This is a genomic window from Janthinobacterium sp. 61, assembly GCF_002846335.1.
Classification (GTDB): domain Bacteria; phylum Pseudomonadota; class Gammaproteobacteria; order Burkholderiales; family Burkholderiaceae_D; genus Janthinobacterium.
On the sequence record NZ_PJMQ01000001.1, the window covers coordinates 2,318,680 to 2,333,667 of the forward strand.

The window sequence follows — 14,988 nt, forward strand, 5'->3', positions numbered from 1 at the left end:
CACTCGCCAGGAAAACAAAATGAAAAAAGTTATCGCCACCCTCGTCGCCAGCCTGTTCGCTACCGCAGCCTTCGCCCAAACCCCTGCCGCCCCGGCAGCGCCCGCCAAGGCGGAAGCGGCCCACACGAAAGCCGTGGCCAAGGCAGAAGCCAAGGAAACCAAGGCTGTCGTGAAAGCAGATGCCAAGGAAGCGGTCGTCGCCGCCGATGCAAAAGCCGATGTCGCCAGCGCCAAGGCCGATGCCAAAGCCACCAAGGCCAAGGCCCATCACAAGGCAAGCAAAGCCAAGGTGAAAGCGGATGCAGCGAAAGCGGCAGAAACCGTTCCGGCAACGCCAGCACCAGCGAAGTAAACGCGAACACAGCCACGGGAGCGCGTCCGCCGGGTCTGCGCTAGCGTGGCCACTTCGCCTGCAATACCAGGGACAGCTTCGGCTGTCCCTTTTGCATGGCGCAGTCTCCGCCGCGCCTTCATGCGAACTTCATCGAACAGGTCAGCTTGCGCGCGACAAAGCGCTGCACATGAGCGACACTGGCACTCCGTCCATCGCCACGAAAGCTGTCCATGCGCCGCCTGCCCCTGTCATTCCTCGCTACTCTCCTCATGTCCTGCGCCGCCCTGGCGCAGGACAGCGCCTCCGCCACCATCGCGCAAGTCCTGCAAGCCCAGGACGGCGACATCCATGGCGACCTGCGCGCCGTCGTCGTGCTGCGCGACGGCGCCATCGTGGCCGAGCGCTATTACAACGGCGAGACGGCCGACACCCTGCACGACATCCGCTCGGCCGGCAAAAGCATCACCGCGCTGCTGGTGGGCGCGGCCGTGGAGCGTGGCCAGCTGGCGACAACAAAAACGGCGGGCGACTACTGGCCGGGAGTGGCAGGCAGCCCAGCAGGCAAAATCATCCTCGACGACTTGCTCACCATGCGTTCGGGCCTGGCCGCCTTTGACGAAGACGAACACTCGCCGGGCAATGAAGACAAGCTCGACGAGGCGTCCGACCCCGACGCCTTTGTGCGCGGCGTGCCGGCCGCCGCTGCACCGGGCAGCATCTACCGCTACAACTCGCTGGGTTCGTATATCGCCGGGCGCGTGGTGGAAAGCGCCAGCGGCGCCGACCTGGAAGACTATGCCGCCAAGGTCCTGTTCGCGCCGCTGGGCATCACCCGCTGGAGCTGGGGCCGCGACGTCGCCAACCACCCGAAAGGACAGGGCAATCTGTCGCTGCGCGCACGCGACACGGCGAAGATTGGCCAGATGGTGCTGGACAAGGGCACGGTCGATGGCCGACCGGTCATCGACGCCGCCTGGCTGCAAGCCGCGCTGGCGCCGCGTGCAGCCATCGGCGCCGTGGACCGCTACGCCGACAGCTACGGCTATTTCTGGTACGCGAAAACGCAGGACATAGGGGACAAGAAGATCGCCGTGCATTTCGCCTCGGGCAATGGCGGCAACAAGATCTATGTGATCCCCGCGCGCCGCATGGTGGTGAGCATCGCATCGAGCGCGTATGGAAAGGGCTATGGACAGCGCCGTTCGGAAGACATCCTGAAGGCCATCCTGAAGGCGGATGCAACGCAGATGTAAGCGTTTGTAATGACCGTCAACGCAAGCGTTCGGGGGCGCGTTTTATGCTCAGTGACACGGGAATCATCCCGGCACCAACAGACACACCAGACAAACCACCACTGAGGACTGCACCATGAAAAACGTAATCGCCACCCTGATCGCCGGCCTGTTCGCTACTGCTGCCTTTGCTCAAACGCCTGCAGCTCCTGCCACCCCGGCAGCCTCGGTTCCCGCGAAAGTGGAAGCGGCACACACCAAGGCCGTCGTGAAAGCGGACGCCAAAGAAGCCAAAACGGTCGTCAAAGCCGATGCGAAAGAAGCGAAAGCAGTCGTTGCCGCGAAAACGGAAGTAGCCAGCGCGAAAACCGACGCTGCCGCTACCAAAGCCAAGGCGCACCACACCGCCAAGAAAACCAAGGCCAAAGCTGACGAAAAGCTGGCATCGGCCACCGCCGCTGCACCAGCACCGGCACCAGCCAAGTAATTCCGACACACTATACTGACCACACCATACCAAGGATCTCATCATGAAAAAAGTTATCGCCACCCTGATCGCCAGCCTGTTCGCCACCGCCGCTTTCGCCCAGACGCCAGCCGTCGCGCCAGTCGCTCCCGTGGCACCGGTTCCTGTCGTCGCCCCTGTCGCCAAGGCAGAAGCGCCGGCAGCCGCAGTCAAGCCAGCGGCGCACAAGAAAGCCAAGCATCACAAGGCGAAAAAAGCCGCAGCGGCAACGCCAGCAGCTCCGGCCGCAGCGGCAGCTTCCGCACCGGCAGCAGCGCCAGCCAAGTAATCGCAGCGGCACCAAGCAAAAAGACAGGGTTTTCCCTGTCTTTTTTTTCGTCCGATTTTTCGTCTGTTTATTTCGGCATCAGCACCGTGTCGATGACATTGATCACGCCATTCGATTGATACACATCGTAGGTACTGATGTTGGCGCTATTGCCGCCCTCATCCATTACGACGATGTTGTGCATGCCGTTCATGGCGAACATCAGCTTGCCCCCGCTGGCCGTGGGCAGGATCGCTTTGCCGTCGTGCATCTTGATTTCCTTGGCCAGCGCCTTGAAGTCATATTTGCCGGGCACCACGTGGTAGGTGAGGATTTTGCTCAGCGTCGCCTTGTTTTCGGGTTTGACCAGGGTCTCGACAGTGCCGGCGGGCAGCTTGCCGAAGGCCGCATTCGTCGGCGCGAACACGGTAAATGGCCCCTTGCCTTTCAAGGTATCGACCAGGCCGGCAGCCTTGACGGCAGCCACCAGGGTCGTGTGGTCAGCCGAATTGACAGCGTTATCGACGATGTCCTTGGACGGATACATGCTCTGACCACCCACCATGGTCGTCATGTCGGCGGCAAAGGGGGCGCTGGCGGCCAGCATGGAAGTGATGAACAGTGCTGCGGGAACGAAGGTGCGCATGGTGATATCTCCTGGATGACTGCGTTTGCGTGATTGCAGGAGTATTTACGCGCCCTTTGCGCAAACGGATTCAACTGACTGCAAACAAAAAAACGGCGCCGTGCAAACGCACGACGCCGTTCCCGATATGCATCCCTTGCCGCGGGCAGGACACTCCAGCCCGCGGTGCCGGGAAACTAGTTGGCCGCGACCTGCGGCTCCGCCTCGCCCCAGCCGCCGCCCAGGGCGCGGATCAGCGCCACCGTGGTGACGGCGCGGTTTCCGCGCAATTGGACGGCGTTGCGCTCGATGGTCGCCAGGTTGCGCTGTGCGTCGAGCAGATCGAGGTAGCTGGAACGACCCGCGTCGTACAGCTTTTGCGCCAGGTCGGCCGAACGGCGCGCCGAGACGACGGCTTCGTCGATCTGCTGCGTCTGGCCCGACAGGATGCGCAGGCCGGCCAGGTTGTCTTCCACCTCGGCGAAGGCCACCAGCACGCTCTGGCGATACGTCGCCACCGACTCTTCCAGCTGCGCTTCGCTGCGGCTCACGGCAGCTTTATTACGTCCGCCGTCGATGATGGGGATCGACATCAGGGCGCCCAGCAGCCAGGAGCGGCTGCTCCACTTGAAGATGTCCGAGAAGGTGTCGGACGCACCGCCGCCGGAGGCGTTCAGGGTCAGGGCCGGGAACATGGCAGACTTCGCCACGCCGATGCGCGCATTCGACGCTTCCATGGTGCGCTGCGCCGACGCGATGTCGGGACGGCGCTCCAGCAGGGACGATGGCATGCCGGCCGGGATCACGGGCAGGAAGCCGCTGTCCTGCAGCGGGTTGACGGTCGCCGTGAAGCTGGCGGCCGGCTTGCCCAGCAGGACGGCCAGCGCATGTTCGCTGGTGGCGCGCTGGCGCTGCAGACCGATGGCTTCGGCGCGCGTCGTCGACAGCTCCGTGCGGGCACGGGACAGGTCGAATTCGCCGATGTCGCCCAGGTCATAGCGGCGCTGGTTCACATGCACGCTTTCCTCGCGCAGGCGCACCGTCTGTTCCAGGGTCGCCAGTTCGGCATCCGTGGCGCGCAGCTGGAAGTAGGTTTGCGCCACGTCCGCCTGCAAGGACAGCAGCACCGAACGGTAGGTCGCTTCCACGGCCAACGCATCGCTGCGCGAGGCGCTGACATTCGATGCCACCCTGCCGAACAAATCGACTTCGTAGCTGGCCGTCAGGTTGGCCTGGTAGACGTTGGTCGCCGCCACCGGTGCGCCGTTCGGCAAGCCGAGCGACACGGCCGAAGCGCGGTTGCGCTGGCCGCCCACGTTGACGCCCACTTGCGGAATGCGGTCCGCTTCTGCGATGCCGGCAATGGCCCTCGCCTGCTTGACGCGGGCCGCGGCCACCGCCAGATTGGCGTTGGCTTGCGTGGCTTCGTTGATCAGGCTGGTCAACGCCGGATCATTGAAGGCCAGCCACCATTCGCCGCGCGCCTGGCGCTCGGCAGGCACGCCCTGCTTCCAGCGCGTGCCATCGGCTGCTGTCTGCACGGCCGGCAAGGTTTGCGCTTCCTTGAACGCCGTCGGCGTCTCGATCTGCGGCTGCTTGAACTCCGGCGCCGCGCAGGCGGCCAGCAGCACGGCGGCGGCCATGGCGGTCAGCACGGGCTTGACGCGCCCGACGATTTCCTTGGTTTTCAATATATATCTCCTTCCAGGTCCAGCGCTGGCGCGGCGACAGGCTTGGCGGCAGCGGCGGCTGGTTTTTTCTCAAAACGCTGCGCCAGGGTGCGCAGCAGTACATAGAACACGGGCGTCAGGAACAGGCCGAAGAAGGTCACGCCCAGCATGCCGGCGAACACCGCCACGCCCATGGCATGGCGCATTTCCGAACCGGCACCGTGCGAGAACACGAGGGGCACCACGCCCATGATGAAGGCGATCGACGTCATCAAAATCGGACGCAGACGCAAACGGCACGCTTCCAGCGCCGCTTGCACGACGGTGCGGCCATGTTCTTCCAGTTCGCGGGCAAATTCCACGATCAGAATCGCATTCTTCGACGCCAGTCCCACCAGCACGAACAGCGCGATCTGGGTGAACACATTGTTGTCGCCACCGGTCAATTTGACGCCCAGCAAGGCGCACAGGATCGACATCGGCACGATCAGGATCACGGCCAGCGGCAGGGTCCAGCTTTCGTACTGGGCAGCGAGCACCAGGAACACCAGCAGCACGCACAGCGGGAACACATAGATCATCGTATTGCCGGACAAGATGTCCTGATAGGTCAGCTCCGTCCATTCATACGAAATCCCCTGCGGCAGCACTTCCTTGGCGATGCGTTCCAGCGCGACTTGCGCCTGGCCGCTCGATACGCCAGGGGCTGCGCCGCCGTTGAAATCGGCTGCGGCGTAGGCGTTGTAGCGCTGCACGCGGTCCGGACCATAGCTGTCCTTGACGCGCATCAACGACGACAACGGGATCATTTCGCCCTTGTTATTGCGGACTTTCAGCTGCGCGATATCCTGCGCATGCGAGCGGAACTCGGCATCGGCTTGCACGCGCACCTGGTAAGTGCGGCCAAACTGGTTGAAGTCATTCACGTACAGCGAACCGAGGTTGATCTGCAAGGTCTGGTAAATCGTTTGCAGCTGCACGCCCATCTGCTTGGCCTTCACGCGGTCAACGTCGGCGAACAGCTGCGGCACGTTGATCTGGTAGCCCGAGAACACGCCCGCCAGTTCCGGCGTCTGGTACGCTTTCGCGGCCAGCGCCTGGGTGGCGTTGTACAGCGCGTCGTAACCGAGGTTGCCGCGATCTTCGATCATCATCTTGAAGCCGCCGATGGTGCCCAGGCCGTTGACCGGCGGTGGCGGGAAGACCATGATGAAGGCGTCCTGGATGCCGCCCAGGCGTTTGTTGATCTCGGCCGCGATGGCACCGCCCGACAATTCCTTGGTGGTACGCTCGTCGAACGGCTTCAGCGTGGCGAAGACGATGCCGGCGTTCGGCGCATTGGTAAAGTCGTTGATCGACAGGCCGGGGAAGGCGATGGTCGACTCGACGCCAGGCACCGACTTGATGACGTCGGACATACGGCGCACGACATCTTCCGTGCGGTCCAGCGAAGCGGCGTCAGGCAATTGCGCAAAACCCACCAGGTATTGCTTGTCCTGCGCTGGCACGAAGCCGGCCGGCACGGACTTGAAGGTGAAAATGGCGGCGACGACCAGCAGTGCATACACGCCCAGCGAGGCGCTCTTGCGGCCCAGGACGCCCTTCACGCCCGCTTCATAGCGGTGCGAAGCGCGGCCGAAGAAGCGGTTGAACCAGGCGAAGAAGCGGCCGAAGACCATGTCCATGCCGCGCGTCAATGCGTCTTTCGGCGCATCGTGCGGTTTCAGCAGCGCGGCCGACAGGGCGGGCGCCAGGGTCAGCGAGCTGAAAGCGGAGATCACGGTCGAAATGGCGATGGTCAGCGCGAACTGGCGATAGAACTCGCCCGACAAACCAGGCACGAAGGCGATCGGCACGAACACGGCGCACAGCACCAGGGCGATGGCGACGATGGGACCACTGACCTCTTTCATGGCCTGGATGGTGGCGTCGCGCGGCGACAAGCCTTCCTCAATGTTGCGCTCGACGTTTTCCACCACCACGATGGCGTCATCGACGACGATACCGATGGCCAGCACGAGGCCAAACAGCGACAGCGTGTTGATCGAGAAGCCAAAGCCCAGCATCACGGCAAAGGTACCAACGATGGAGACAGGAACAGCCAGCAGCGGAATGATGGACGCGCGCCAGGTTTGCAGGAAGATGATCACCACCAGCACCACCAGGGCGATCGCCTCGAGCAGGGTATGGATCACGGCTTCGATGGACGAGCGCACGAACTGCGTGGGGTCGTACTCGATACGGTATTCCACACCCTGCGGGAAGTCTTTTTTCAGCTCGTCCATCTTGGCGCGCACGTCGGAAGACAGTTGCAGCGCATTGGCATTCGGCGCCTCGAAAATACCCATGCCGACGGCAGGATTATTGTTCAGCAGCGAACGCAGCGAGTAGCTGTTGGCGCCCATTTCCACGCGCGCCACGTCCTTCAGGTGCGTCACGGCGCCGTCGGCATTGGTGCGCACGATGATGGCGCCAAATTCCTCGGGCGTCTGCAGACGGCCCTGGGTATTGACGGTCAGCTGGAAGTCCGAGTTCTTCGCTGGCGAAGCGCCGATCACGCCGGCGGCCACCTGCACGTTCTGCTCGCGGATGGCGTCGACGACGTCATTGGCCGTCATGCCGCGCGCCGCTACCTTTTGCGGGTCGAGCCAGATACGCATGGCGTAATCGCCCGCGCCGAAGATCTGGATGTCGCCCATGCCGGGCAGACGGGCCAGCTGGTCCTTGACGTTCAGCACCGCATAGTTACGCAGATACATGTCGTCATAGCGCTTGTTCGGCGAGACCAGATGCACCACCATGGTCAGGTTGGGCGAGGACTTGACGGTCGTCACGCCGATCTGGCGCACTTCCTCGGGCAGGCGCGGCAAGGCGCGCTGCACGCGGTTCTGCACCTGCGTCTCGGCCTGCTCGACGTTGGTACCGATCTTGAAGGTCACGGTCAGCATCATCGAACCATCGGACGTGTTTTGCGAGGACATATAGAGCATGTTCTCGACGCCGTTGATCTGCTCTTCGAGCGGCGCGGCCACGGTTTCGGCGATCACTTTCGGGTTGGCGCCCGGGTACTGCGCGCGCACCACCACCGATGGCGGCACGACGTCGGGATATTCGGAGATGGGCAGGCCGAATATCGACAGCAGCCCGGCCACGAATATGACAATCGACAGCACCGCCGCGAAAATCGGCTTGTCGATGAAAAAGCGGGAAAAATTCATGTTTATTCCTTGGAAGTCGATGCTGCTTTCGCGGCGATCTTGGCGTCTTTTACTTCAGGTTTCGCAGGGACGACTGGTGCGGTCGGGTCAAAATCCATGGCCACCATCTGCGGCGTCACGGGCGCGCCGGGGCGTACGCGCTGCAAGCCGTTGACGACGATCTTTTCGCCCGCTTTCAAGCCTTCGCGCACGACGCGCAAGCCGTCCGAGTTCGGGCCCAGCTTGACGGCGCGGTATTCAGCCTTGTTGTCTGCGCCTACCACGTAGACGTATTTGCGGCTCTGGTCCGTGCCGACGGCACGGTCGCTGATCAACAAGGCCGTACTTTGCGCATGCGGGCCATTGCCGCCATCGAGCTGGATGCGCGCGAACAGGCCGGGCACCAGCTGGCGCTCGGCGTTGGCAAAGGTGGCGCGCATGCGCACGCTGCCTGTGGCCGGGTCGAGCTGGTTGTCGACGAATTCCAGCTTGCCTTCATGCGGGAAGCCCGTTTCATTGGCCAGGCCCACCTTGACGGTGACGGGCGTGCCCTTTTGCGCCGTGCCGGCCACGCGCAAATACGTATCTTCATCGCCGTCGAAGCTGGCGTAGATGCGGTCCGTCGATACCACGGAGGTCAAAATGGCGGAAGCGTCGATCAGGTTGCCGACCGTGATTTCCGCCTTGCTGGCACGGCCGCTGATCGGCGCCTGCACCTGCGTGTAAGACAGGTTCAGTTTGGCCGCTTCATACGCGGCTTGCGCCGAGCGGGCGTTCGCGTCCAGCTCTTTCAGACCCGAGGCCTTTTCATCGAATTCGCGCTGGGCGATGGCTTTTTCAGCCAGCAGCTTTTCAGCACGCGACAGTTCCAGCTTGGCCAGTTCCGCCTTGGCACGGGCCGAGGCGGCCGTACCTTCGGCGCGCGACACTTCGGCCTGGAAGGGGCGTGGATCGATGACGAACAGCACATCGCCCTTTTTCACTTCGCTGCCCGGCTTGAAGTTGACGGCGGTGATGAAGCCGCCGACGCGCGAGCGGATTTCCACGCGCTCGATCGCTTCCAGGCGGCCCGAGAATTCCTGTGTTTCCGTGATCTGTTTTTCGATGACGGCGGCGGCCGAGATGGGCGGGCCGCCGGCCGCTGGCGCGTCGGGCACCTTGCTATTGGCCGTATCGCAACCGGCCAGGCTCACGGCCACCAGTCCTGCCAGCGCGAGCGAGGCAGCCAGGGGCTTCAGCAGAGTGGAAAATTGTTGAACGTTTTTCATTTTATTTCCCTGTTTTATGAAAATTTCTAATGGTATGGGCGACAGAAAGCAACCCAGCTAAAAGTGGAAACTACAGCGTATGGTGGTGCCATGGCGCCCGACGGCGCTCGATCAAAGGTAAACAGGCCGCCAGCTGCGTAAAAGCGGACGGGGACGACGAAGCTGGCTGTGCGAGCGCACAACGCAGACAAGATGGGAACTACACTGCGTAGTGTAGCAACCGAAACTCAAAAAGTAAACTAGTTAGTGTAAGTTTTTTTGCGTTGCCGCAGATGGCGGCGTCATGACTCGGGCTCCTGCCCCAGTCCAGCGACAAAGCTGGCGATTTCACCCAATACCTGCACCTTGCAGGCGCACTCATTGCGGGCACCTGCATCCTGCAGCGGCGCGGCGGCCATGCGCCGTACGGTGGTCTTGATGCCGCAGGCGATCAATTTGCTGCCGTATTGTTCAGCCTCGTCGCGCAATGGGTCATCTTCGCTGGACAATATCAAGGCTGGCGGCAGGTTCTTCAGGCGACTCGACTGCAATGGCGACGCGTACGGATGGGTACGGTCAGCGGCATTCGGCAGGTAGCCACGGTAGGCGGCGGCGCATTGATCGGCCACTTCCGCCAGGTCCGGACAGGTCGGCAAGTGGCGCATCGAGCAGGTCGACAGGCCGGGGTCGAGCATGGGCATGATCAGCACCTGGCCCGCGAGGGGCGGTCCGCCCCGGTCGCGCGACATCATGGCGCATACGGCAGCCAGGTTGGCGCCCGCTTCGATGCCCGACACCACCATCTGCTTGCCCGTCCAGCCCAGCTTGGACTTGTTCTTTTTTGCCCACAACAGCACGGCATGCGCGTCTTCCACGGCGGCGGGGAATGGCCGCACCTTCGCCAGCGTGTAGTTCGCGGCCAGCACCACGTGGTCGGGATTGCTCAGTACGAGGCAGCGCAGGAAATCGTCCGCGTCTTCCAGGTCGCCGTCGACAAAACCGCCGCCATGGAAGAAGACGATCAGGCTGGACTGCTTGGCGCCCGGCACGCCGGCCGTGTAGACGCGCGCGGCGAGCGCATCTTGCGCGCCCTGCACCTGGATGTCGCGTATCTTCAGCGCCTGGCCAGGTGCCAGTTCGGCCGAGGTCTCGGCAACGCTCATTGCGCTACCACCGGCTGCACCGCAACATCGCGTACCGCGTCGTTCAGGCACAACAGGGCGACGCCGCCCACCTCATGGGTCAGGGCGCTATACGCACTGGCTTCGCTTTGCGCCGCCAACGAATATGCATCCGTCGATACCATCGCGGCCAGAGCGAGCGAGCTCATGGCGAGAGCAAGCACTGCAAAGATTCCATTCCGATGACCCATGATTTTTCTCCTGTTGTACTTCCTGCGGCATCACATTTATGCTGCAGTACAACAACTATAGACTTGATCTACAATCTAATAAAGAGTGCAATGACGAATTGATTGTTCAGGATTACGAACAATCGCGCATAACATGATAAGGAATCAAGTGAACAAGCTGCAAGCCATGGAAGTTTTCATCCAAGTCGTCGATGCGGGCGGCTTTACGCGCGCGGCGGAAAACATGCAGCTGCCGAAAGCCACCGTATCGACGCTGATCCAGTCGCTGGAAGCGAGCCTGTCGGTCAAGCTGCTCAACCGCACCACGCGCCATGTCAGCATCACCTCCGACGGCGCCGCCTATTACGAACGCTGCGTGCGCATCCTGTCGGACGTGCGCGAGGCCGAGGAATCGCTGTCGCGCACGCGATTGAGCCCCAGCGGACGGCTGCGCGTGGATGCGCCCACGGCTCTGGCTAGCGAACTGATCATCCCCGCCCTGCCCGACTTTTTCGCCCGCTACCCCGACATCTCGCTGGAGCTCGGCTGCAGCGACCGCCCCGTCGACCTGATCGAGGAAGGCGTCGACTGCGCCGTGCGCGGCGGCGAGCTGGGCGACCTGAACCTCATCGCGCGCCGGGTCGGCGTGCTGCATTTCATCACCTGCGCGGCGCCCGGCTACCTGGCACGGTATGGCACGCCCCTGCACCCGAACGACCTGGCGCAGCACCGGGGCGTGAATTTTTTCTCCGCCAAGACAGGCAAGACGTTCGACTGGGATTTCACCCGGGCCGGCGAACGCATCCAGATGTCCATGCCCAGCCATATCGCACTGAACGACTCGAACGCCTACGCGGCGGCCGGCCTGGCAGGCCTGGGCATCGTGCAAATGACGCATTTCATGCTTGCGCCGCTGATAGAACAGGGCAAAATGGTGGAATTGCTCGATGAATGGGAATCCGACCCGCTGCCCATCCACGTGATCTATCCGCCCAACCGCCATCTGTCCGCCAAGGTGCGCGTGTTTGTCGAGTGGGTCGCCGACATGTTTACCAACCACCCGGCCACGCAACTGAAGGGCAAGAGCAATCTTCCCGCGCGTGCCGCCCAGACCGAGGCCCAGCCATGACCGCAGCAAGCACAACGCCCCACCGCATCGTCTTTCTCGACCGCGACAGCCTGATCGCCAAAGTGCGTCCGCCCGCCTTCGACCACAGCTGGGAAGAGTATCCGCACACCAAGGGCAGCGAACAGACGGTTTCCCGTCTGCAAGGCGCCAGCATCGCCATCACGAACAAGGTGCCGCTGCGCGCAGCTGAGCTGGACCAGCTGCCGGACCTGAAGATGATCGCCGTAGCCGCCACCGGCACGGATATCCTCGACCTGGCCGCCTGCCGCGAGCGGGGCATCGTGGTGGCGAATATCCGCGACTATGCGCGCGCCACCGTGCCCGAGCATACGCTGGCCCTGATGCTGGCCCTGCGCCGCCAGCTGGTCGCCTACCGGGCGGACGTGGACGCGGGCCTGTGGCAGGCATCGGAGCGCTTCTGCCTGTTCGGCCACCCGATCCGCGACCTGGCCGGCAGCCGCCTGGGTTTGCTCGGCTATGGCGCGCTGGGCAAGTCCGTGGCCCAGCTGGGGCGCGCCTTCGGCATGCAAGTGCAGGTGCACAATCGCTCGCCCATCGAGGACAACGGCGTGACGCAGGTGAGCTTCGACGAACTGCTGGCCACGTCCGACGTACTGAGCCTGCACCTGCCGCTGACGGACAAGACGCGCAACATCATCGGTGCGCAAGAACTGGCGCGCATGCAGCCCACGTCGCTCCTGATCAACACGGCGCGGGGCGGCCTCGTCGACGAGGCGGCCCTGGCCACAGCATTGACGAACGGCGTCATCGCCGGCGCCGGTTTCGACGTGTTATCGAAGGAGCCGCCGCTGCCCGACAACCCGCTGTTGAACTTGCGCCTGCCCAATTTCATCCTCACACCGCACACGGCCTGGGCCAGCGGGGAAGCCATGCAAAAGCTGGCTGACATCTTGATCGGCAACGTGGAAGCGTTCGAACGGGGCGCCCCAACGAACGTCGTGGCATGAGCGTATTGCACGAGCTCGATGAACTGCTGTGCAGCGACGACGAATACGACCGCCTCGACCTGTTTCTCGAAGCGGCCGAGCTGATCGGGCAACTGCGGACGGCTGACGTGCCTGCGCTGCTGGCCCTGTGGCAGCAGCGCGATCTATCTTGGCAGCAGCGCTACACGCAAGCGAGCGCTTCCATCGACGGCGCCGTGCTGCGCGCACTGCTGGCGGGCTTGCCGCAGATCAAGGAGACACCGCACGGCGTGTTTGAACTGATGACACGCTTGCCTGCGACAGCCGACGCCTCCCCGCTCAGCGACGCCCTGCTCGACTACGCCGAGCAAGCCTGGCATGCGAACCAGGAGCGGCAGCGGCAAATCCAGATGAGCTGCTGGAGCTGCGGGCTGTCGGGCCGGCTGCTGAAGCGGTTGGGACTGGCATCGTGGAAGGATGCGGGGCTGTAGGAACTACGGCGAGCCAGGTCGCTCGAATGAAAATCCCGGCGCATAGGCGTGATAGCCGTCGAAATCGCCCTTGCCGATGGCCGCGCCGGCGCTGCGGGCGATCGCATACGCCATGCCGAAGTGAAAATAGAAATTCGGCAGGATGTACAAGTTCAGATATTCGCCGGCAGGCAGCGCGATGTCGGCGAAGCCGGCGCGGTCGCGGCAGATGCGGCCGGGCGGCCCGTCAAAACGTTCCGCAGGAATGGCCATGAGGTAGCACATGGTTTGCGCGATCTGTTCCTGCAGGCTGGGGGCGGCGCTGAAATCGGCCACGTCCAGCCCCGCCAGCGGGCAGCAGCCGCGCAGGGAAAAGCTCACGGCCGCGCGCACTTGCTGGGCGAATGGCAGCATGTCCGGGTGCAGACGCGCCGCCAGCAGTTCCGGTGCGGTGCCGGTCTTGTCGAGCATGGCGGACAGCTGTGCCAGCGAGCGGCAAAAGATGGTGGCGGGGTTGGTCCGCATCAGCTCCGTCATGACTGGCCCTCCTGTGTGGCCACCTTCTTCAGCACGCGAATCAGCCGGCGTTCATGGCGACCCACGGCATCCCAGTGCCAGGCGTCGGGCGAACCGAATGCCGGGTAATGGCGCTGCCATTTTTCCGCGCGTTTCTGCGTATTGACGCTCACGTTCGAGTCCAGGCCCTTGCCGCTGGACAAGCGCAGGTAGACGCGGATGACGCCCCAGCCTTCGCACACGTAGCGGTAGGTGAGACCATCGCACTTGGCCGGGTCGAGCGCGATACGGGTCGGGGCAAACTGCCCGCCCATGTCCGGGTAATGCACGGCCAAAAGAACCTCGCTGGCGCCTGCGGCCTCCAGCCTGGCCGCATACGCACACAGTTCCGTCGCCGAATGAAAATGCAGCGTTTCCTGTTCCGCCTCCGAATACGCTTCTGCCACAGCTGCGCCGGGCTTGGCGAAGATTGCCTCGGCCATGGCCGCGATACCTGCCTCTGACATTGCCAACGTGCTACCCCTTCCCCTGATTTGCCGCATAGCACTGCAGCGATGGCCGCCATCCTAGCATGGCGTCAGCGGCGATGGCGGCTGAAAAATTCCCACATCACCTCATTCGCATCGATGGCGCGCGTGGTCTTGCCGATGGGCAGGCCGATATTGAAGGCATCGGCGCCGGGCCACGTGTGGCCGCCGTCCTGGACGGTGAGCAAGGCTACACTGACGCCGCCGGCACCCTGCTCCAGCCAGCTCACCTGCGTGGTGTCGCCAGCCGCGCCAGGGAGCAAGCGCGGTTGCGGCGTGGCACCGCCGATGCCGTTGTGCCTGCGCCAATAGGCGAAGGTGTCTTCCGCCGACAGGTAGCTGGCAGCCTTGCCCTCAAACAGCACCACCTTGTCGGCCCTGCCCTGTATCAGCAGCATGCCCACCTTGTCCGTCTTCTGGTGATGCTGCAGCACCGGTTCCGGCATGGGCGCGCCCACCGAGGCGACGGCAGCGAACTGCTGTGGAAGCTCGGCCGCCAGGCGCAGGGCAAAGAAACCGCCGCGTGACAGGCCCGTGGCATACACGCGTTTGTCATCGATGCGGTAATCCTGCTTGAGTTTACGCAACAAGGCTTGCGTGAAACCGACGTCATCCGTGCCCGCCAGATAATCCATGCCGAAACCCACGTTCCAGTCCTGCTGGATGCCTTGCGGATACACGACGATGAACTGGTGCCGCTCGGCCGCCCCGTTCATCTGCGTGTACAGCATGTGCTCCGCCATGCTCATGCCGCCGCCATGGAAATTGAAGACGACGGGAAAGGATTGCTGCGGCTGGCTTTGGTAGGCTGCGGGCGTATAGACGATGTAGCGGCGTTTTTCGCCTTTATGGACGAGGCTGCTCACTTGCGCCAGCGCGGGAATGCATGTGCACGCCAACACGAGCAGGCTGATAAACAATTTCATGCGGCTTTCTCCGTTGATCAAGAGCTTGCAGCTTAGGCAGGCGCCGGTGAAATCGCGGTGAAATC

The 14,988-nt window shown here is 63.2% G+C and carries 16 protein-coding genes; 7 read left to right on the forward strand and 9 right to left on the reverse strand.

What is annotated here, in order from left to right; all coding sequences use genetic code 11:
• Nucleotides 1–19 precede the first annotated feature (19 nt).
• From CLU92_RS10560 to CLU92_RS10575, 4 genes are all read left to right on the forward strand, one after another.
• Nucleotides 20–352: a hypothetical protein gene (locus tag CLU92_RS10560; RefSeq protein ID WP_101481855.1), complete on the forward strand. Its 333-nt coding sequence runs from the start codon at nucleotides 20–22 to the stop codon at nucleotides 350–352.
• A gap of 212 nt (nucleotides 353–564) precedes the next feature.
• Nucleotides 565–1,587: a serine hydrolase gene (locus CLU92_RS10565; protein ID WP_218973457.1), complete on the forward strand. Its 1,023-nt coding sequence runs from the start codon at nucleotides 565–567 to the stop codon at nucleotides 1,585–1,587.
• Between the two features lie 115 nt (nucleotides 1,588–1,702).
• On the forward strand, nucleotides 1,703–2,053 hold the full coding sequence (locus CLU92_RS10570) for a hypothetical protein (RefSeq protein WP_101481857.1): 351 nt from the start codon (nucleotides 1,703–1,705) through the stop codon (nucleotides 2,051–2,053).
• Between the two features lie 43 nt (nucleotides 2,054–2,096).
• Entirely contained in the window at nucleotides 2,097–2,360 is a 264-nt protein-coding gene (locus CLU92_RS10575) for a hypothetical protein (RefSeq protein WP_101481858.1), read from the forward strand.
• Nucleotides 2,361–2,427: 67 nt separating this feature from the next.
• Here the strand turns inward: CLU92_RS10575 and CLU92_RS10580 are convergent, their stop codons facing one another.
• From CLU92_RS10580 to CLU92_RS27780, 6 genes are all read right to left on the reverse strand, one after another.
• On the reverse strand, nucleotides 2,428–2,985 hold the full coding sequence (locus tag CLU92_RS10580) for a fasciclin domain-containing protein (RefSeq protein ID WP_373917799.1): 558 nt from the start codon (nucleotides 2,983–2,985) through the stop codon (nucleotides 2,428–2,430).
• Between the two features lie 176 nt (nucleotides 2,986–3,161).
• A complete protein-coding gene (locus CLU92_RS10585) occupies nucleotides 3,162–4,607 on the reverse strand; it encodes an efflux transporter outer membrane subunit (protein ID WP_101484614.1) in 1,446 nt (481 codons plus the stop codon).
• A 44-nt stretch (nucleotides 4,608–4,651) separates the two neighbouring features.
• On the reverse strand, nucleotides 4,652–7,852 hold the full coding sequence (locus tag CLU92_RS10590; RefSeq protein ID WP_101481859.1) for an efflux RND transporter permease subunit: 3,201 nt from the start codon (nucleotides 7,850–7,852) through the stop codon (nucleotides 4,652–4,654).
• A gap of 2 nt (nucleotides 7,853–7,854) precedes the next feature.
• On the reverse strand, nucleotides 7,855–9,099 hold the full coding sequence (locus tag CLU92_RS10595) for an efflux RND transporter periplasmic adaptor subunit (RefSeq protein WP_101481860.1): 1,245 nt from the start codon (nucleotides 9,097–9,099) through the stop codon (nucleotides 7,855–7,857).
• A 281-nt stretch (nucleotides 9,100–9,380) separates the two neighbouring features.
• On the reverse strand, nucleotides 9,381–10,241 hold the full coding sequence (locus tag CLU92_RS10600; protein WP_101481861.1) for an alpha/beta hydrolase: 861 nt from the start codon (nucleotides 10,239–10,241) through the stop codon (nucleotides 9,381–9,383).
• A complete protein-coding gene (locus CLU92_RS27780) occupies nucleotides 10,238–10,408 on the reverse strand; it encodes a hypothetical protein (RefSeq protein WP_166674734.1) in 171 nt (56 codons plus the stop codon). The genes CLU92_RS10600 and CLU92_RS27780 overlap by 4 nt, the downstream gene beginning before the upstream one ends.
• A gap of 190 nt (nucleotides 10,409–10,598) precedes the next feature.
• On the opposite strand from CLU92_RS27780, the gene CLU92_RS10605 reads away from it, so the two are divergent.
• From CLU92_RS10605 to CLU92_RS10615, 3 genes are read left to right on the forward strand one after another with little or no spacing between them, the layout of a single operon-like run.
• On the forward strand, nucleotides 10,599–11,558 hold the full coding sequence (locus CLU92_RS10605) for a LysR family transcriptional regulator (RefSeq protein WP_101481862.1): 960 nt from the start codon (nucleotides 10,599–10,601) through the stop codon (nucleotides 11,556–11,558).
• A complete protein-coding gene (locus CLU92_RS10610; RefSeq protein ID WP_101481863.1) occupies nucleotides 11,555–12,526 on the forward strand; it encodes a D-2-hydroxyacid dehydrogenase in 972 nt (323 codons plus the stop codon). The genes CLU92_RS10605 and CLU92_RS10610 overlap by 4 nt, the downstream gene beginning before the upstream one ends.
• Nucleotides 12,523–12,975: a hypothetical protein gene (locus tag CLU92_RS10615; RefSeq protein ID WP_101481864.1), complete on the forward strand. Its 453-nt coding sequence runs from the start codon at nucleotides 12,523–12,525 to the stop codon at nucleotides 12,973–12,975. The genes CLU92_RS10610 and CLU92_RS10615 overlap by 4 nt, the downstream gene beginning before the upstream one ends.
• A 3-nt stretch (nucleotides 12,976–12,978) precedes the next feature.
• Here CLU92_RS10615 and CLU92_RS10620 read toward each other — a convergent pair whose 3' ends face one another.
• The 3 genes from CLU92_RS10620 to CLU92_RS10630 all read right to left on the reverse strand — a co-directional run bounded on the left by CLU92_RS10620 (nucleotide 12,979) and on the right by CLU92_RS10630 (nucleotide 14,923).
• Nucleotides 12,979–13,491 carry a DUF1993 domain-containing protein gene (locus tag CLU92_RS10620; RefSeq protein WP_257561049.1) on the reverse strand — a complete coding sequence of 171 codons (513 nt, stop codon included), beginning with the start codon at nucleotides 13,489–13,491 and terminating at the stop codon, nucleotides 12,979–12,981.
• Nucleotides 13,488–13,952 carry a hypothetical protein gene (locus CLU92_RS10625; RefSeq protein ID WP_101481865.1) on the reverse strand — a complete coding sequence of 155 codons (465 nt, stop codon included), beginning with the start codon at nucleotides 13,950–13,952 and terminating at the stop codon, nucleotides 13,488–13,490. Before CLU92_RS10625 ends, CLU92_RS10620 begins: the two co-directional genes overlap by 4 nt.
• A gap of 95 nt (nucleotides 13,953–14,047) precedes the next feature.
• A complete protein-coding gene (locus tag CLU92_RS10630) occupies nucleotides 14,048–14,923 on the reverse strand; it encodes a PHB depolymerase family esterase (RefSeq protein ID WP_101484616.1) in 876 nt (291 codons plus the stop codon).
• Nucleotides 14,924–14,988: the final 65 nt, after the last annotated feature.